An 18478-nucleotide genomic window follows, 5' to 3' on the forward strand; every position below is an offset into this window, starting at 1 on the left:
AGGGTTAGATTTGAGCTATTTAAGCGCCTTGCATCTTTACAAGCTGGGCGTTTAGCTGCATTATCTGAGCAAAGATAGCCGCTTTTTTGGTCTGAAGCGAGGCGACCAACTCTTTTGCGTATGGATTTTTGCTCGCACTTGCTTGCTTTATCGCAGTTTCAATCTCTTTTAGCTGTTTTTGCAGTTTTTCTAACTGCTTTTTTATGACATCGGCGCTACTCTCGCTCTCGTTATTTGTTTCGCTAACTAAATTTGAAGCGTCATGCAAGATAGCGCTTTTGTCATTTTGTAAATTTTCGCTCTTTGAATTTGCCTCATCAGCCTTTAAATTTAGCCCACTTTTGGGGGTGCTTTTGTTTAAATTTATAAAATTTGAGTTTATCTGCATCGCCTCGCCTTTAAATTTAAAAGCATATCGGCAAATTTAAATAAACTTTGACTACGAAAAATTTAGCAAAAAGAGCAAAAACGATGCCACGCCAAAGAGTGGCGGCAAAAGTGCTGCTGGCTTAAATTTAACGCATAAAAGCGTGATGGCGTTATAAAGTAAAAAGACAAATGTGCTTATATGAAGATTGTTTGAGCTTAGTCTAAAAGCTAGCATCTTGCTTAAAATTTCATCAAAAATGCCGCCATATCCAAAGAGGTGAAGTAAAAAACTTAGTGGATAAAATACGCCAAATAGGTAGTTGATAGCTAGCACGCTAAGCTGCAAGAGGCTAATGAGTGGGAAAAAGTAAAGCACTGCAACCTCCATAGCAAAAAAGACATATAAATCTAAAAGTAGTGAGTTTGCTAGCAGGTTAAATTTGGGCGCAAAGTAGAAAAGATAGACGAAGATATAAAAGACGCCAAGGCATGAAAAATAAAAGCCAACGCTAAAAAGAAGCTGCGGAAATAGGGCGACGCTAAACAAAATAACGCCAAAGAGCGTGTAGAAATTTAAGATCTTTATCTTTTTGCAGATCATATAAAAGCCAGCCACGCTCATCAAAAATGCCCGCAAAAAGCTTGCTATAAAGCCGATCATGTAAAAGTAAAAGCAAAGCACCAAAAATACGGCGATCGTAAAGTCAAAAATGTATGAGCGGTAAGGCATATATCTTGCGTAGATGGGCTTAAAAACGAGCTTTAAAAGAAAAAAGCAAACCGCGCTTATGACGCCAAGGTGATAGCCGCTAATGGCGATGAGGTGCGCCACGCCCCAGTTTGAGACGTCATCTCTTAGCTCGCCAAAGACGTTTGTGCCAAGAAAGAGCGCTGAGAAAAGTTGCGAAATTTTGGCGTTTTCGTGCTGGATGGAGATGAAATTTATAGCTTTTTGCCTTAGGCTATCGTCTTTTTTGATAACGGCTCTATCGTAGCTTGGCATGTAAAATGTGCCAGAAAGATAGTCTTTAAAACTAACGTCTATTGGCTGAACGCTAAGCGCTACGACGTCATAAAGGCTGATCTCATCTTTTTTAGAAGCGGTTGTGTAAAAGCTAAAATTTGAAGTGTCGATCCTGATGATTTGGCGCTTTTTGCCGTTTTTCTCTTTGGTGAAATTTACGCTTACTTTGCCAACGATATCTTGCTCGCCAAGCTCCATAAATGCGCTATATTCGTGAAATTTAAGCGCTAAATTTAGACAAAAAAGAAATAGACAAAGCAGGAGAAAATAAAATATACGCCTGCTTTTTGGCAAATTTACTCTTTAAATTCAGTTGATTGCACCGGTGTGGTGGCGATATCGCAAAAGCGCGAGTACTGCTTTTGAAAGAGCACGTCGATAGATCCGACCTCGCCGTTTCTGTTTTTGCCAACAATGATCTCGGCGTTTTCTTGAAGCTTGTTAAAAACGTGCTCGCTTTTATACTCTTTGCCATCGGCTGCTGCCTTGCTCTTTTTCTCGTTCTCCTCTTGCTCCAGATAGACCTCGTGCCTATAGACAAAAAGGATGATGTCGGCATCTTGCTCGATCGCGCCTGACTCTCTTAGGTCACTTAGCATAGGGCGCTTGTTCGCGCGTGCTTCAAGGCCGCGGTTTAGCTGCGAAAGTGCGATGATAGGCATATCCAGCTCGCGCGCTAGAAGCTTTAAGCCACGAGAAATTTCAGCTATTTGTATGTGGCGGTCGGCGAAGTTGTTTGTACTCATCATAAGGCCGATGTAGTCGATGACGCAAAGCGAAATTTCAGGGTGAGCTGACTTTAGCTTGCGAAGCTGTGTTCTTACTTGGTGGATATTTACGTAGCCGCTATCGTGCACAAAGAGTTTAGCGTGCGAAAATTCGCTGCATGCGTGGCTAAAGTGAGCGAGCTTCTCGTCGTCCAGGGTCGCTGTCATTATCTCTTGAAGTGGGATCGAGGTCTTGTCTGCTAGCATCCTCATCATGATCTGCTCTGCTGGCATCTCAAGTGAGAAAAAGACGACGCCAGCGCCACTTTTTAAAACGTGCCCCATGAAATTTAGACAAAGCGTCGTTTTACCCATGCCAGGGCGCGCTGCGATGATGATGAGGTCGCCATTTTTAAAGCCTTTTATCATCTCATTTAGCTTTTTAAAGCCAGTGTTTAGTCCGATGATATCGCGCTCGTTTAGGGCTGCTTGCTTTTGCATGTGCACGATCAAGCTTTTTATGATATCTTCGCTATCTCTGATGCTGCCAGTGCCGCTGCCATCGACTAACGAGTAAAACTCCTGACTTAGCTCATCGACCATATCGCGGCTAGCTTTGTCTTCATTTACCTTGCTTGGGATGTCGTGGGCGATCTTGACTAGACTGCGCTTGATCGATTTTTCTTTAAGTTCGTTTGCATATCTTTGGATGTCGATGATCGAGTTTGTGGCCAAAATGCTCGCCATGACGTTATCGTCGTAGTTTTCGCCAAGCTTGTTTTTGATAAACGTCGATGCGATAGGCACGTCGCCGTTTAGACAATCAACCATCGCTTTGTAAATTTGCGCGTGAGCCTTTAGGTAAAAGTCGCCAGCCTTGATCGTGTCAAAAATTTCGCCCAAAGCGTCGTTGTTTGCGATGATAGAGCTTAGTATGGCTCGCTCCATATCAAGGTCGTAAAGGTTGCTAAATTCTATCTCGTTAAGTCTCTCTTTTGCCACTGCTTTATCCTCTGCTCTTTATCTCGTCGTCGATCTCTTGTAAAAATCTATCCACAAGCTCGCTCTCAGGCAGTCTAGCGACCACTTCGCCGTGTCGCATGATCATGCCATTGCCTTTGCCAAATGCTATGGCTACGTCCGCACCTTTTGCCTCGCCGATAGCATTTACCACGCAGCCCATCACCGAGACGTTTAGTGGCTCTTTTATCCCTTTTGTTTTTTCTTCTACGAGCTTTACTGCAGCCATTAAATCAGCTTGCAAACGCCCACAAGTTGGGCATGAGATGATGTTTAGCCCCTCTTTTTGGCGGCCGCTATCTTTTAAGATCGCCTTTGCGACTTTGATCTCCTCTTCAAGCTCGCCCGTGATGCTAACTCTCATCGTATCGCCTATGCCCTCAAGTAGTAACCCGCCAAGTGCGATGGCTGATTTTATGGTAGCGTGAAACGCCGTGCCTGCCTCTGTTACTCCTAGATGAAATGGGTAGTTTGTCTTTGGGCGAAGCGCTCTGTAAGCTTGCATAGTGCGCTCGACGTCGCTTGATTTGAGCGAAATTTTAATGTCCGTAAAGTCAAAATCCTCAAGAAGCTTGATGTTGTACATCGCACTCTCCACCATAGCCTCCACCGTGCGGCCGTAGCGGTCTTCAAACTGCTTTTCAAGCGAGCCAGAATTTACGCCTATGCGTATCGGTAAATTTCGCTGTTTGCAGGCATCAACGACTGCTTTTATGTTCTTAGCTGAGCCTATGTTGCCGGGGTTTATGCGGATAGCATCGACAAATTCGCTAACGATGAGCGCGTAGGTGTGGTTAAAATGTATGTCTGCAACGACTGGGATGGGTGAGCCTGCGACGATTTGCTTTAGCGCGCTGGCGTCCTCTTTGTCAAAAACTGCGCAGCGCACGATGTCACAGCCTGCAAAATATAGCCTTTGTATCTGCTCAAGCGTGCCTTTTACGTCCTTTGTCTTTGAAAATGTCATCGACTGCACGGAGATCGGTGCGTCACCGCCTATTAAAACATCGCGAATTTTTATCTGTTTTGTCGGGTATCGTTGCAAAATTTTGCCTTTAAATTTTATTGGGGATTATATAAAATATTGGCTTTTAAATAAATTTGTTAAAAATAGTTATAAATATTTTTGTTATATGCCAGCAACATAATCTAGTGTGCAAATTTTATTTTACACATCCCAGCTCTAAAAAATCTCTTTCTTTATATATTTTGTATTTTGTCTTGTCAAAAATAGTTAGAGTTTTTCCTATATTTTCACTAATTGATTTGTTGATTAATTCTATATTTAAGTATTTTGATAGGCTTGAGTTTTGATCATACATCTTTTTTAATATCCTTTGATAGGCCACATCACCACCATGAAAGCCATCAACAAATTCGCAACTATCCTTATAATAATCTCTCATATCGTGAAAATCATAATTTTCTATATTCGTCTCTTTTACGAGTTTTCTAAATTCAGAAACATAGTTATATTTATCGCCAAGACTATTCATTTTTTCAATAACTTCGTTTGCCAAAGGCGGTATAAAGAGTATTAATTTTATATCATTGTCTTTTGCAAATTTTATAATCTCATTGAAAATTTCAACTCTTTCTTTAGAGATGTGGTTAGCATATTCAAATCTACTATTGCCATTGTTTATTCTGTTAAAAGTATTTGAAAAACCTATATCGCTATTTTCTTTTTCACCTAAAATAAATTGAGAGTATTGGTATGAGCCATCTTTTCTGAAGCCATTTGAGTATTCTAATGATCTTATTCCTATATTTTGATAATTTGTTATATCATTCTTGTCTCTTGAAATATATTTGAAAATCTTGAAGTCTATTTCTTTTTTAATGATATCAGATAAAATTTTATTTATTTTATCTTTTATATTAGAGTTCTTTTCTTCTAAATCATTGACTAGACTAGGCTGATAATAATTTTCATTAAACCACCAAAAATCTAGACCTAAAATGATTATTTTAGGCTTATGATATTTTGTCATTTCTTTTAAGAATAAATATCCTTCATTTAAAAAATTCATCGCACCACCAGCTGTTATAAATTTTGCGTTAAAGCTTTCTTCTCTGAACTGCATAACTCTTGATGAACCTAAGGCTATAATCTCTGGTTTTTTGTTTTTTATTAATTCTAATTTATACTGAAGCGTATTGAAATCTAAAGGATTATAAATAGCATCTTTTTCTAGCTGAAATTTTACAATTTTTTCTATTGTGGTATCTTCCTTGGCTTTATGCAAGAGATCGTAGATAAAAAGAGAAGGTATTGACACAACAAGAAATGTAAAAAGGAATATAAAAAACATAATTATTGAAAATTTTTTATTTGTTAGCATTTAAAATCCTAAAAATTAAAATATAAAAATTCTGTTTTTACAGCTATCATTGAGTAAAAAGATAACAATAGTATAAATATAAGCTTAATTATTTTTTGATAGCTTGGCTGAAAACTAATCATCTTTTCTATAGAATTTTTAAAGGCTAAGACTAGAATAAAACCAAGTAATAAAAATAAAATAGTACTCTTATCTCCAATTCTTGCAATAAAACCATCAAACCCAACTCCATATTTAGTTAAAAATCCAAGCTTTGCTAATAAAAAATTTGGCAAAACTATTCCACTCAGCCCAAACATCCCTTTTAAAACTTTTAAAGCATCGTCCCAATCTTTTGCTCTAAAAAATACCCAAGTAATATTTATGAAGTTAAATGTTATGAACCAAGCCAAAAATTTATTCATCTTAAAGCCAAGTTCGCTCCAAATTCTGTGAATAACCAAGGCAACGCCGTGCAAAAATCCCCAAAAGACAAATGTCCAGCCAGCCCCGTGCCATATACCACCTATTATAAAGGTCGCCATTAAATTTGCATATGTTCGAAGCCTGCCTTTGCGGTTACCACCTAGTGGGATATAGATATAGTCTCTTAAAAACCTGCTTAGCGTTATGTGCCATCTGCGCCAAAAGTCTTGAATGTTTAAGGCTTTATAAGGTGAGTTAAAGTTTATTGGAAGCTTGATATTAAAAAGAAGCGCTGCACCGATAGCCATATCACAGTATCCACTAAAGTCAAAATATAACTGAAATGTATAACTTAGGCTAGTCGCCCATGCTTCAAATAAATTTAAGACAGCCGCCTTGTCAAACCCATTTGTTGCCCAAACAGCAAAACTATCAGCGATAACTACCTTTTTAAAAAGCCCTATCGAAAATATAAATAGACCAAGTGCTATATTTTTATAGCTGATTACTCTATTTTTTAAATTTGCAAACTGTGGCATCATCTCTTTGTGATGCACAATCGGACCAGCGATTAGTTGCGGAAAAAAGGTAACAAATAAGCAGTAGTTTAAAAAATCATACTGCTTCGTACCCCCCCCGTAGCACTATCGACTAAATAGGCTATTTGTTGAAAGGTAAAAAATGATATCGCAAGGGGCAATAGTAAATTTAAATGAGGTATCTGGGTGTTAAAGATAAAATTTACATTGCTTATGAAAAAGTCTGAATATTTAAAATATCCAAGTAGCATTAAATTTGCCACAATGCCTAGTATAAGAATAAATTTTTTAGAAATTTTACTATTTTCTTTGTTTAGCTCCACACCAAAGCAGTAGTTAAACACCATGGAGCCTAAGATCAGCGGCAGATAAATGACATTCCACCAGCTGTAAAAAAATAAAGACGACAGAACCAAAAAGCCCTTTGCTACTTCTGTGAGGCGCTTTTTGTTTAGATAAAAATATACAAAAAATGTAAATGGTAAGAATAAAAATATAAATTCGTAAGAGTTAAAAAGCATTGACGCATCCGTTAAATTTTTGGTGAGATTATAATAAACATTGGCTAATCACTAGCTAAAATTTACCGGATCTATATCAATATCGCTAAGTTCGCTTTTGCAGAGGTTTGCCGCTTTTAAAAGCATGGTGTGCGAGTTTGAGCGAAGCAGAATTTCATATCTAAATTTACCCACAAGATACTCAGCCTGGCACTTGCCGTATCCAACGATCTCTAGCTCATCGCTTTTTAGTGGCTCTAGTCGTTGCACAAATTCGTTCATTGCGCCCTTTGCCATGCTCTCATCTTTATGGGAAACGACCACGCGAAGCAGCCTCGTAAATGGCGGATACAGCCCCTCTCGGTAGCTGATCTCCTCCTTTAAAAACGCGTCGTAGTCGCCGATAAAGCCTTCGAAAAACTCCCTTTGTTTGCTTTGGATGATGACCCTGCCAGCTCCGTTTCTGCCGGCTCTGCCAGCTACTTGCATGGCAAGGGCTAGTGTCCGCTCTCTAGCTCTAAAATCAGGAAAATTTAAAAGCTCGTCAAAGCCCATGATGACGGCTAGCTCGACGTTGTGATAGTCATGCCCCTTGCTTAACATCTGCGTACCAAGCAGGATATCTATCTTGCCATCGTTAAATTCCTTCAAGGCCTTGACGAGCTTATTTTGCGTAGTGATCTCGTCTCTGTCAAATTTAGCGATCCTAGCGTTTGCAAACTCAGCTTGCAGCCTCTCTAAAAGCTCGCTCGTGCCGATCTTTTTAGCCTCTATCATCTCGCTGCCGCACTGGTGGCAGGTCTTTGGCACGGCCATTTTGTGCTCGCAGTATTGGCACTTTAGCAAGTTTTGCTTTTTATAGTAGCTCATGCCGATGCTACAAAATGGACACTTCACCGTCTCTCCGCAGTTTTTGCAGACAAGATATTTGAAATTTGCCCTTGTTGGCAGGCAGATGACGGCTTGTTTTTTGTTTTCAAGCGTCTTTGCGATCTGCTCTTTTAAAACTTCGCTTATGCCAGTCTCGCTCTCGTCAAATATATAGCTCTTTTGCGACTCAAAATATGTCCCCTTTAGGCGAAAACACTCTTGTTTGTAAAAGCTCGTAAGGCTTGGCGTGGCACTACCCAGAACTACTTGCAGGTCAAATTTGCTAGTTAAAAATAGGGCTAGGTCTCTTGCGTTGTAGTGGGGCTTTGAGCCCGTGTTTTTGTAGCTATCATCGTGCTCTTCGTCTATGATGATGAGTTTTAGCCTCTCAAGTGGCAAAAATAGGGCAGATCTAGCTCCTGCAATAAGCCTTGCTTTGCCGCTTTTAATGTCCTTTAAAATTTGCTCTTTTTTCTTTGGCGTGATCTTTGAGTGCCACACAGCCACCGCCTCGCCAAAGAAGCTCTCTAAGCGCTTTTGCATTTGTGGGGTTAGTGAAATTTCAGGCATTAAAAATAGCGCTTGGCCGCCTTCGTTTAAAATTTCTCTGATTTTAGCTATGTAAATTTCACTTTTGCCACTTCCAGTGTCGCCAAAGATGAGTGAGCTTTTTCGCTCATTTATAAAATTTAGCGCTTCAAGCTGCTTTTGGCTTAAATTTGGTGATTTAAAGTCGCTTTCGCCTTTGTAAATTTCATCATCAGTAAGACTTTGTGGTTCAAATAAATTTATAGCAACGCCAAGCTCGCAGGTGTAGTAGTAGGCGATAAATTTAGCTAAAGTTGCTTGGATGTCGTTTAGCTTGAGGGGTAAAATTTCATCAATAAAGCTTGTTTTAAAGCTTGGCTCATCTACTTCGCGCAGGATAAAGCCAACTAGACTTTTGCCTCTAAGTTTTGCAGTGACGGCGCGAAATGGCGCAATATCTAGCTCGCTTTTATATGTGAGCGCAGCTAAATTTACTCCGCTAAATACGACCTCGTAGTATCTCATCACTCAAGAGCGCTGCAAAGTCCGTCGCTACTCTGGCAGTCAAATTCGCCAGTTTCGCTTTTGTAAGTGAAATTTGCTGTTTGTCCGTCTAGTTTGAAGGTGTATGTTTTTGCTCCAGTTTTGTGCCAGCCGTTTTTTGTGCCGCTGTCTGCGATATTTACGCTTATTACTTTGTTGAAAAGTTTATTTCCATCATCAAGCGCGTCTGGATATGCTGGAGTGCCTTTTAGGACGCTATCGTTGTATTTTAGTGAGATGCCGCTTTTTATGGCAGCGATTTGCGTTTTTGCATTTGCGACTATGGCGTCGCTTCTAGTAAAGAAAAGCTTTGGTATAGCAATAGCGCTCAAGACGCCAAGTATGACGATGACAAATATAATTTCTATTAGGGTAAAAGCTCTTTTTTTCATTTATTTTCCGGTTTTAGTATCTCTTCTATCTCTTTTGTGACGTCCTTTACGACGCGCAAATTTGTGTAGCTCTCGTAGCTCTTTTCGACAAAGGCGTTTATAAGCTCACGAGGCTCTATAAATTTCTTTCCCCCCATAAATTTCTGCCAGTCACGCTCAAAAACTTCAGCAAAATCATCATCAAGCGTTATCGTGTAGTCGCGAGATGATACGGTGAGCGTGATCTGTTTCATCTTTTATGCCAAAAATGCCTAGCTTATCTACCAAGGACGGCTTCGATCTTTTTCATTACATCATCAGCTTCGCTATTTTTCTTATCAAGGTCCTCTTCTAAACGCATTATTTGATTAGTCTTTGCCTCATTTTGTGCTTTTAATGTTACGATCTCGTTACGTAGCTCTTCATTTATTTTGCAAACTTCATCGTATTTTGTGATGAGGTCATTTACTTTGTCGCTTAGTGTGGTTAAGATCGCATTATCTTCAAACATAAAGGTTCCTTTAAAATAATAATTAATGCCGTATTCTAACACGCAGAGGCTAAATTCTTTTTAAAATTCTCATTTGACAAAGCACTATCTTTGCTATAAAATTCGCCCAAATTTAAAGGCGATCAATGAGTAAATTTGAAATTTCATCTAAATTTAGCCCAAGCAGCGACCAAGCAAGAGCTATAAAAGAGATAGTAAAAAGCATAAAATCAGGCAACAAATATCAAACACTTCTAGGCGTCACAGGATCTGGCAAGACCTTTACCATGGCAAATGTCATACGCGAGCTAAATATGCCAACGCTCATCATGACGCACAATAAATCCCTTGCCGCTCAGCTTTACAGCGAATTTAAGGGCTTTTTCCCAAAAAACCACGTGGAGTACTTCATAAGCTACTACGACTACTATCAGCCAGAGGCCTACATCCCACGAAGCGACCTATATATAGAAAAGGATAGCTCGGTAAATGATGAGCTTGAGCGCCTGCGTCTCTCTGCGACTGCTAGCTTGCTAAGCTTTGATGACGTCGTCTGTGTGGCTTCAGTCTCTGCGAACTACGGCCTTGGTAATCCAAGCGAGTATAAAGGCATGGTCGCATACCTAAACGTCGGCGATAAAATCAACCAGCGCACGCTACTGCAAAAGCTAGTGGATATGGGATACAAGCGAAACGACGTTTATTTCGATCGTGGCGACTTTCGCGTAAACGGCGACGTGGTGGACGTATATCCCGCATATTTTAACGACGAGGCGTTTAGGATCGAGTTTTTCGGCGACGAGATCGAGACGATGTATAGCCTGGACGTGCTGGAAAACAAAAAAAGACACGACCTGAAAAAATTTATCCTCTACCCGACCAGCCAGTTTATCGTGGGCGCTGATAGGCTAAAGATCGCTATGAAAGAGATCGAAGAGGAGCTTGATGTGCGCTTGAAAGAATTTAACGAGCAGGGCAAGCTAGTTGAGGCGCAGAGACTAAAGCAGAGAGTGGAGTTTGACCTTGAGATGATGGCAAGTACTGGCATGTGTAAAGGCATCGAAAACTACGCACGCCACCTAACTGGACAAAAGCCCGGAGAGACGCCATACTCGATGTTTGACTACTTTGAGATAAGTGGCGAGGACTATCTAGTTATCGTCGATGAGAGCCACGTGAGTTTGCCGCAGTTTAGGGGCATGTATGCAGGCGATAGGAGCCGTAAAGAGGTGCTTGTGGAGTATGGATTTCGTTTGCCATCAGCGCTTGATAACAGGCCGCTTAAATTTGATGAGTTTATAAGCAAAAAGGCGAAATTTCTCTTTGTCTCAGCCACGCCAAACGAGTATGAGCTTGGTATCAGCCAGGGGCACGTCTATGAGCAGATTTTGCGTCCTACTGGGCTGCTTGATCCACTCATTGAGATAAAAGATAGTGACAATCAAGTTGAGGCGCTATTTGACGAGGCAAAGGCGGTGATCGCTAGAGGTGAGCGCGTGCTAGTTACGGTGCTAACTAAAAAGATGGCCGAGGAGCTAAGCCGCTACTACATCGAGCTTGGCATAAAGGTCAAGTATATGCACTCAGACATCGACGCGATCGAGCGAAATGAGATTATTAGAGGGCTTAGAAGTGGCGAATTTGACATGCTAATAGGTATAAATTTGCTCCGTGAGGGGCTTGACCTGCCTGAAGTGAGCCTGATAGCCATAATGGATGCCGATAAAGAGGGCTTTTTGCGCTCGACAACGAGCCTTATACAGACGATGGGGCGTGCGGCTAGAAACGTAAATGGCAAGGTGTTAATGTTTGCCAAAAAGATAACAAAATCTATGAAAGAGGCGATCGATACGACGACTGCTAGGCGTAAATTTCAAGATGAATACAACAAAGCTCACGGCATAACGCCACACTCTGCCAGCAGAAATATCGAAGAGAGCCTGCACGTCGAGGACGGTACGGAGATTTTAAGAAAAGGCGCAAATCTGGAAAAAATGCCTGCGAGCGAGCGAGCCGCGATAGTAAAAGAGCTAAGAAAGCAGATGCTTGAAGCGGCGGCGCAACTGGAGTTTGAGAAGGCGGCGGCGCTGAGAGATGAGATAGCAAAGATGAGAAAGTTATAAAAAGGCTCGTCTCTTGCGCGCTTTTAAATGAACTAGAAATTTTCTCCCTTGATGAACTATGTGTTCTATCTTCGGTTGAAAATTTCTTCGTAACATTTAAAATCATCACAAGATACTTTGCCTTGATATTTCAGTAGCCAAATTCAAATTTTTATGTGTCTGGTCTGCGCAAATTTTAACTACGCAACATTTAAATCTGTTACAAAATACTGTTACAAAATACTGCCGCCAAATAAAATTAAATTTTAATGTTTCGCGCATTTAGTATTTTTTATACGCTCCCTTTTTTGCTCATCCGCCTTGTCTGAAACAAAAATTTTCTTGTCTTAATGGCTTAAATTTATTTGTTTTATCTTCGGTTGAAAATTTCTTCGTTTCTGCTTGCAGTTGCGAGCTTGCGAAGCAAAACATTTAAAATCATCACAAGATACTTTGCTTTGATGCTTTGTTGTTAAATTTAAAAATAAAACTACTGCAAAATACTGCTACCAAATGCCATGGTTTGGCTCTTTTGGATTTTTAAATTTAGCTTTGCTTTTATAGAGAAGCAAAAAAACTTATTCTCTTTGACAAGTTTTGTCTAAATTTCAGCTCGTATCAAATTTCGCCTGCTCAACAAAATTTAAAGCCCAAAAAATAAAATTTGCGGCTCGGGGCATTGTCATCTAGTGCCTTTTTTTGGGCAAAAAGCTTGGTAAAAGCCGCAGCATTTCAGGCGTCAAAAAGAGGTGGCCAGATCGCTTACAATATCAGAGACGACGGCAAGACTGTTCTATACGCTGTTAGCAAGCTATTTTTGTAAATTTATATCTTGCTAACTGGCTTTAAGAAGTAGCTAGAAACCGCGCAGATGAGCGAAACTACGGCGATAAAGTAAAACGAGTGCGTTAGGCTAAAGATGTCAGCGATCTTGCCGATGACTGTTGCGAATATACCGCCGATTGTGATGCTAAGCCCAAGCGTTACGCCAGAGGCTAGGCCGATTTGATTTGGCAGATAAAGCTGTGCAAGGGCGATTGAGGGGCTAAAAGATAGGCTGATGCAGGCGCTAACGCACATAGAGGCCGCGAGAAATAGCGCGTAGCTGTCGATAAAGAGCATTAGCACGACTAGCGGCGCGGCGATGCTTAGGCTTATTTTGATGAGCCTAACTAGGCCGTATCTATCAGCTAGAGCTCCGCCAAATAGCGTAGAGATCGCACCTGCAGCAAAAAACATACTTAAATTTACATTTGCAGCTTCTTTACTAAGACCAAAAATTTTGATGAGATAGATGCTAAAAAATGCCGCAAAGCCAAATGCGACGATCGAGCGTGAAAATATACACAGACAAAGCCTCAAAAATGCGCCCAGATCGTCTTTTATAGCGCTTGTTTTTTGTGAAATTTGCTTTTTGTGGTTGCCCTCGAGCGCTTTTATAAATTTGCCCTTTTTAAGGTACAAAAGTGTTAGCAAAATTTGAGGGATTATAAAGACCAGCGTCCCTTTTAGGCCAAAATTTCCCACAAAAACGGCGACTAAAATGGGTCCAACTGCAAAGCCCACGTTGCCTCCAAAAGAAAATATGCTTATGCTTTTGGCTCTATTTTTGGTGTTTGAGGCGTAGTTTACGATCTTTGCGGCGCTTGGGTGAAAGAGCGCGGCGCCGATACCGCTTATCATCACGCAAACCAAGATGAGGTAGTAGTTTGTCACAAAGCCAGTTAGGCTCATGCCACCGCCCGCAAGCAGCAGCCCAAGCGGGATGATGTAGGGCAGCTCTTTTTTGTCGCTTAAGCGACCGATCAGCGGTTGGATGAGCGAGCTTGCTAAATTTGTGGCTGTCACGAGCGAGGCGGCTGTAGCGTAGTCGTAGTGATAGCTAGCGATGAAAAATGGCAGCATCGCACCAAGCGCGCTTTGGTTTATGTCGCTACAAAAGTGCCCAAGCCCCATTAGATACTTTAAATTTTCCGCCTTTTTCATCTAAAATAGCCCTTTTAAAAGCCCCTTTAAATTTTGTTTTTCGCCGCTTGCGTCATCATCTTTGCCTAGCTTTTTATCTAAAAATCTACCTATCTCTTTTTTGACCTTATTTTCGAGATATTGCGATCTGACGTCGTATTTTAGCTTGTCTGTCGTGCCTGAAATTTGCACGTTTAGATCGGTCTTTTCGAGCCTGCAAACAAGCGGCGCGTTAAGCATTTTTGTAGCGGTATTATAAGTGCCGTTTGCAACCTTTATATCGCTTTTTGGCGAGCTTAAATTTACGTTAAAGACGACGTTGTCGCCCTTTATATCGCCGTAAATTTTGCCGTCTTTGTAAATTTCTTTTGTGATGTCCTTGCCGGTGAAGGTTTTGATATTGTTTGTGAGATTTGTGCTGGCTAGGTGACCCTCTTTTAGTAAGATGTCAAATTTACCGAGCTTTTGCTTTGTCTCGTAGTCAAATTTAGCATCACCGTTGCCGTCATATAGATGATCTAGCCCCAAAGTCTGTGTTAGACCCTTGACCTCAAAGTTTTTTAGCACCGCATCAAGCGTGCCACCTTTGTAGTTTGCCTCGAGTTTACCCTTAAATAGATCATCTGAAGTAGCTTTCACGCTTAGATCATCCACTTTGCCATCTGCTGTTACGAGGGCTGCAAATTTACCGTGAAGCTCGCGACCAGCTAAAAATGCAAGCTTATTTAGCTCTGAAACTACCGCTTGAAGCTTTAAGTTTAGCGTGCTTTTGCTCACGTCAAAACTGCCATCTATGCCCTTTATATCAGCTAGCGAGCTAAGAAAGTCGCCGCTAAATTTTGCCATTTCGCCTTTATAGTCTAGGCTCAAATTTGAGCTAAATTTCTCGCTTTCAGGGAATTTTTTATCAAGCATTTTGCTAAGTGCTGCGGCGTTAAATTTGCCATCATTTAAAGCGATCGTTGCGGAGACGCTTGGACTTTTGCTAAAGATATTTTGCCCCTTTGCTTGGAGATTTGCCTTAGCGTTTGCCAGCCTGTCGTTGCCGCTAAGTGCTAGTATCTCTCCCAGCTGCGCTTCTTTTAGGCTAAGATCAAGATTTTCATTTTTTATGGTGGCGTTTAGCTTACCAGCAAAGGCATCACCGCCTAAATTTAGCTCATCTATCTTGCTTGCTTTAACCTTCACATCGCCCGCAAGCGCCATTTTTGAGCCCACCTCAAAGCCGCTAACCGTTTTAAATTTCTCAGGATCGCTAATGAGCAGAGCAAATTTGCTAAAAATTTGGCTATTTTTTAGGTCATAAACGCCCTTTACATCCTTTAGCTCGCCAAGATCACTAAGCACGTTTGCGTCAAAATTTACAAGCTCGCCTTTTGCGGTGGCACCGCCTTTTAGCTCAAATTTAGCCGCGTTTTTAAGCTTTGCAAGCCCTTTATCTATAAGGCCGTTTTTTATATCAAATTTAGCCTCGCCTGCAAGCTTTTTTAGCTCGTCAAAGCCACTAAAATTTGCATTTAAATTTATCTGCCCGTCTGCGTAGTTTGGCTGCAAGGCAAGTGCTAGAAGCTCTTTTAGCTTGATATTTGCAGCATTTAGGACTAAATTTTTACTATCAAAATTTGCATTTATCTTGCCGCCAAGGCCATTTATCTCAGCTTTTAGGTTTTTAATGGCATTTTCTTGCATCGTAATTTCGCCGTTTGCATCCACTGCGCCACTTAGCTGCTCGCCCAAGAGCTTGCCAAAAAGGGCAAGATCAGGCACGTTTAGCGAAAAGTCGCTCTTTAAATTTTTGCTAGCTAGATCATAGGTTGTCTCATTTGCTTTTAAAGTAGCTTCAGGTGCGATGATAAGGGTTTTTGCGCTCACTTTTTCATTTGCAAATTTAGCATTTACACCGCCTTTAAAGTTTATATCTTTTGCTAAATTTAGCCCAAATTCATTTTTAATAATTTCTTTGTTTATCGCTGCATCGCTTGCTAAAATTTGAGCGTTAATGATGGGCTCATTTTTCTCATCAACCCCCTGCATATTGCTCGTTAGATCAAGCTTGCCACTAGCTAAATTTGGCTTTTGTGCAAGAGCTGATATCTCAGAGAGTTCGATGTTTTTAGCGTCAAGATTTAGCGCTTTTGGCAGATAGTCTTTTAAATTTGCATTTAAATTTATGTTTGAGCCAAGCGCCGTGCCAGTTGCCGCTAGTTTGAAGTCGCTAAATTTACCAGCCACGTTTGCCTTAAGAGCGACGTCCTTTTTTAGCCCAAGCTCGCTAGCCTTTGCCTTGTCGGCGTTTATATCTATATTTAAATTCATACTTTGAGCAAGCAAGAAAAGCTCGCCATTTGCCTTTAAATTTATGGCATTCATCACGGTCGCTTCTAAATTTAAGGTGCTAAGCCCTAAACTAAAATCTTTAAATTTGATATCGATACCGCGAGCGAGTGCCTCTTTTTCTATTTTGCTGGCTATAAATTTATTGCCAAAAGAGCTAAAGATAAAGCCAAAGATGCAAGCTACTATGAGCACAAGCGCGCCAACTATGTAAGCTACTTTTTTCATAAAATTCCTTTATATTAGTTTTACGTATCATAAAACTTTAGTCACTTAGACTAAAGTTTTTAATAAAATTCACTATAAATTATTGACTTTTTCAGAAAAAAATGCTAGGATTTCATCACTCAAAAATAAAGAGTGCTAAAAAAGACAATTAAACTAAAAGGATGAACAATGAACTTTCAACCATTAGGCAAGCGTGTCCTAGTCGAACGCGTAGAAGAGACAAAGACGACAGCTTCGGGCATAATTATACCTGATAACGCAAAAGAAAAACCTTTAAGCGGCGAGGTAAAAGCAGTTGGTGCTGAAGCTGAGGGCGTAAAAGTTGGCGAAAAAGTAGTATTTGCTAAATACGCTGGCACTGAGGTGAATTTAGATGATAAAACATATCTTGTTTTAAACATCGACGACATTTTAGGCGTGATTAAATAATTTAAAAAGGAAAGACAATGGCAAAAGAAATTTTTTACTCTGATGATGCAAGAAACCGCCTATACGAGGGCGTAAAAAAACTAAATGACGCTGTAAAAGTGACAATGGGACCAAGAGGCAGAAATGTCCTTATCCAAAAGAGCTTTGGCGCTCCAAACATCACAAAAGACGGCGTTAGCGTAGCTAAAGAGGTTGAGCTAAAAGATACTATCGAAAACATGGGTGCAAGCCTAGTTAGAGAAGTAGCAAGCAAGACAAACGACCAAGCAGGCGACGGCACTACAACAGCAACTGTGCTAGCTCACGCGATATTTAAAGAGGGTCTTAGAAACGTAACTGCTGGTGCAAATCCTATCGAAGTAAAACGTGGTATGGATAAAGAAGTAGCAGCTCTTATAGATGCACTAAAAAACATCTCTAAAAAAGTTTCTGGCTCAAAAGAGATCGCTCAGATCGCTACTATCTCTGCTAACTCAGACGAAAGTATCGGCAAACTTATCGCTGATGCGATGGAGAAAGTCGGCAAAGACGGCGTCATAACAGTAGAAGAGGCAAAGTCTATCCAAGACGAGCTAAGCGTTGTTGAGGGTATGCAGTTTGACCGCGGATATCTAAGCCCATACTTCATCACAAACCCTGAAAAGATGCAAGTTGAGCTAAGCAATCCATTTATATTGCTATTTGACAAGAAGATCACAAATTTAAAAGACCTGCTTCCAGTGCTTGAGCAAGTACAAAAGAGTGGCAAACCACTTCTAATCATCGCTGAAGATATCGAAGGCGAGGCACTTGCAACGCTTGTTGTAAATAAACTTCGCGGCGTGCTAAACATCTCAGCTGTTAAAGCTCCTGGCTTTGGCGATAGAAGAAAAGCGATGCTTGAAGATATCGCTATCTTAACAGGTGGTGAAGTTATCAGCGAAGAGCTAGGCAGAACACTTGAAAGCGCTACTATAAACGACCTTGGACAAGCTTCAAGCGTAGTTATCGACAAAGATAACACTACTATCGTAAATGGCGCAGGCGAGAAGTCAGCGATCGACGCTAGAATAACTCAGATCAAAGCGCAAATCGCCGAGACTACAAGCGACTATGACAAAGAAAAACTTCAAGAGCGCCTTGCAAAACTAAGTGGCGGCGTGGCAGTTATCAAAGTAGGTGCTGCGACTGAGACTGAGATGAAAGAGAAAAAAGACCGCGTAGATGACGCTCTAAGCGCTACTCGTGCAGCTGTAGAAGAGGGCATCGTAGTAGGTGGCGGTTCAGCTCTTATCCTTGCTTCAAAGAGTGTAAATTTAAATTTACAAGGCGATGAGGCAATCGGTGCTGAGATCGTTAGAAGAGCGCTTCGTGCTCCACTTCGCCAAATCGCTGAGAACGCTGGCTTTGACGCTGGCGTAGTGGCAAACGCAGTTGAGACAAGCAAAGATGCAAATTTTGGCTTTAACGCTGCAACTGGCGAATATGTAAATATGTTTGAAGCTGGCATCATCGATCCAGTTAAAGTTGAGAGAGTTGCGCTTCAAAACGCTGTTAGCGTGGCTAGCTTGCTACTAACAACTGAAGCAACTATCAGCGAGATAAAAGAAGAAAAAACAATGCCTGCAATGCCTGACATGGGCGGAATGGGTGGCATGGGCGGCATGATGTAGCAGCCCTTTTCGAGCTAGAGTCTTTTCTAGCTCGAATTTATATTTTAACCTCACTAA

The 18478-nt window shown here is 40.9% G+C and carries 14 protein-coding genes and 1 pseudogene; 3 read left to right on the forward strand and 12 right to left on the reverse strand.

Features of this window, described 5'->3' with window-relative positions; genetic code table 11:
• Positions 1–19: 19 nt before the first annotated feature.
• The 10 genes and pseudogenes from G6W43_RS03320 to G6W43_RS03370 form a co-directional block, all read right to left on the reverse strand.
• Positions 20–388, reverse strand: coding sequence for a hypothetical protein (locus G6W43_RS03320; RefSeq protein WP_103574987.1), 369 nt, complete (start codon positions 386–388; stop codon positions 20–22).
• A 51-nt stretch (positions 389–439) separates the two neighbouring features.
• Positions 440–1687, reverse strand: coding sequence for a ComEC/Rec2 family competence protein (locus G6W43_RS03325; RefSeq protein WP_194169145.1), 1248 nt, complete (start codon positions 1685–1687; stop codon positions 440–442).
• Between the two features lie 2 nt (positions 1688–1689).
• A complete protein-coding gene (locus G6W43_RS03330) occupies positions 1690–3102 on the reverse strand; it encodes a replicative DNA helicase (RefSeq protein ID WP_194169146.1) in 1413 nt (470 codons plus the stop codon).
• A gap of 4 nt (positions 3103–3106) precedes the next feature.
• On the reverse strand, positions 3107–4165 hold the full coding sequence (gene ispG, locus G6W43_RS03335) for a flavodoxin-dependent (E)-4-hydroxy-3-methylbut-2-enyl-diphosphate synthase (RefSeq protein WP_194169147.1): 1059 nt from the start codon (positions 4163–4165) through the stop codon (positions 3107–3109).
• 118 nt (positions 4166–4283) lie between these two features.
• The gene (locus G6W43_RS03340) at positions 4284–5465 is read right to left on the reverse strand and encodes a hypothetical protein (RefSeq protein WP_149712169.1); all 1182 of its coding nucleotides are present in this window, start codon (positions 5463–5465) and stop codon (positions 4284–4286) included.
• Between the two features lie 8 nt (positions 5466–5473).
• Positions 5474–6930 (reverse strand): annotated as a pseudogene (locus tag G6W43_RS10590) (MBOAT family O-acyltransferase).
• Between the two features lie 51 nt (positions 6931–6981).
• Positions 6982–8832, reverse strand: a complete 1851-nt coding sequence (locus G6W43_RS03355) for a primosomal protein N' (protein ID WP_103611865.1) — start codon at positions 8830–8832, stop codon at positions 6982–6984.
• Positions 8832–9242, reverse strand: a complete 411-nt coding sequence (locus G6W43_RS03360; protein WP_002940195.1) for a type II secretion system protein — start codon at positions 9240–9242, stop codon at positions 8832–8834. The genes G6W43_RS03355 and G6W43_RS03360 overlap by 1 nt, the downstream gene beginning before the upstream one ends.
• Entirely contained in the window at positions 9239–9475 is a 237-nt protein-coding gene (locus G6W43_RS03365) for a hypothetical protein (RefSeq protein WP_009293636.1), read from the reverse strand. Before G6W43_RS03365 ends, G6W43_RS03360 begins: the two co-directional genes overlap by 4 nt.
• 23 nt (positions 9476–9498) lie before the next feature.
• Positions 9499–9732 carry a hypothetical protein gene (locus tag G6W43_RS03370; RefSeq protein ID WP_103618109.1) on the reverse strand — a complete coding sequence of 78 codons (234 nt, stop codon included), beginning with the start codon at positions 9730–9732 and terminating at the stop codon, positions 9499–9501.
• A 125-nt stretch (positions 9733–9857) separates the two neighbouring features.
• Between G6W43_RS03370 and uvrB the strand changes: the two genes are divergently transcribed.
• Positions 9858–11834 (forward strand): excinuclease ABC subunit UvrB, encoded by a 1977-nt coding sequence (gene uvrB, locus G6W43_RS03375; protein ID WP_194169150.1) that lies wholly within the window; start codon positions 9858–9860, stop codon positions 11832–11834.
• A gap of 804 nt (positions 11835–12638) precedes the next feature.
• On the opposite strand, the gene G6W43_RS03380 is transcribed toward uvrB, so the two are convergent.
• Both G6W43_RS03380 and G6W43_RS03385 read right to left on the reverse strand, forming a co-directional pair.
• Positions 12639–13799, reverse strand: coding sequence for an MFS transporter (locus tag G6W43_RS03380; protein WP_194169151.1), 1161 nt, complete (start codon positions 13797–13799; stop codon positions 12639–12641).
• Positions 13800–16340 carry a tryptophanyl-tRNA synthetase gene (locus G6W43_RS03385; RefSeq protein WP_194169152.1) on the reverse strand — a complete coding sequence of 847 codons (2541 nt, stop codon included), beginning with the start codon at positions 16338–16340 and terminating at the stop codon, positions 13800–13802.
• A 168-nt stretch (positions 16341–16508) separates the two neighbouring features.
• Here G6W43_RS03385 and groES point away from each other — a divergent pair, with 168 nt between their 5' ends.
• The gene (gene groES / locus G6W43_RS03390) at positions 16509–16769 is read left to right on the forward strand and encodes a co-chaperone GroES (protein WP_009293641.1); all 261 of its coding nucleotides are present in this window, start codon (positions 16509–16511) and stop codon (positions 16767–16769) included.
• A 17-nt stretch (positions 16770–16786) separates the two neighbouring features.
• Positions 16787–18421, forward strand: coding sequence for a chaperonin GroEL (gene groL, locus G6W43_RS03395; RefSeq protein ID WP_149712177.1), 1635 nt, complete (start codon positions 16787–16789; stop codon positions 18419–18421).
• Positions 18422–18478: the final 57 nt, after the last annotated feature.

This window comes from Campylobacter concisus, from assembly GCF_015229965.1.
GTDB classification, from domain to species: Bacteria; Campylobacterota; Campylobacteria; order Campylobacterales; family Campylobacteraceae; genus Campylobacter_A; species Campylobacter_A concisus_BD.

Excerpts from the sequence above, each read along its gene's own strand:
- G6W43_RS03320 (WP_103574987.1), bottom strand. The coding sequence starts at position 388 with ATGCAGATAAACTCAAATTTTATAAATTTAAACAAAAGCACCCCCAAA.
- G6W43_RS03340 (WP_149712169.1), bottom strand. The coding sequence starts at position 5,465 with ATGCTAACAAATAAAAAATTTTCAATAATTATGTTTTTTATATTCCTT.
- G6W43_RS03355 (WP_103611865.1), bottom strand. The coding sequence starts at position 8,832 with ATGAGATACTACGAGGTCGTATTTAGCGGAGTAAATTTAGCTGCGCTC.
- G6W43_RS03360 (WP_002940195.1), bottom strand. The coding sequence starts at position 9,242 with ATGAAAAAAAGAGCTTTTACCCTAATAGAAATTATATTTGTCATCGTC.
- G6W43_RS03365 (WP_009293636.1), bottom strand. The coding sequence starts at position 9,475 with ATGAAACAGATCACGCTCACCGTATCATCTCGCGACTACACGATAACG.
- G6W43_RS03370 (WP_103618109.1), bottom strand. The coding sequence starts at position 9,732 with ATGTTTGAAGATAATGCGATCTTAACCACACTAAGCGACAAAGTAAAT.
- uvrB (WP_194169150.1), top strand. The coding sequence starts at position 9,858 with ATGAGTAAATTTGAAATTTCATCTAAATTTAGCCCAAGCAGCGACCAA.
- G6W43_RS03380 (WP_194169151.1), bottom strand. The coding sequence starts at position 13,799 with ATGAAAAAGGCGGAAAATTTAAAGTATCTAATGGGGCTTGGGCACTTT.
- G6W43_RS03385 (WP_194169152.1), bottom strand. The coding sequence starts at position 16,340 with ATGAAAAAAGTAGCTTACATAGTTGGCGCGCTTGTGCTCATAGTAGCT.
- groES (WP_009293641.1), top strand. The coding sequence starts at position 16,509 with ATGAACTTTCAACCATTAGGCAAGCGTGTCCTAGTCGAACGCGTAGAA.
- groL (WP_149712177.1), top strand. The coding sequence starts at position 16,787 with ATGGCAAAAGAAATTTTTTACTCTGATGATGCAAGAAACCGCCTATAC.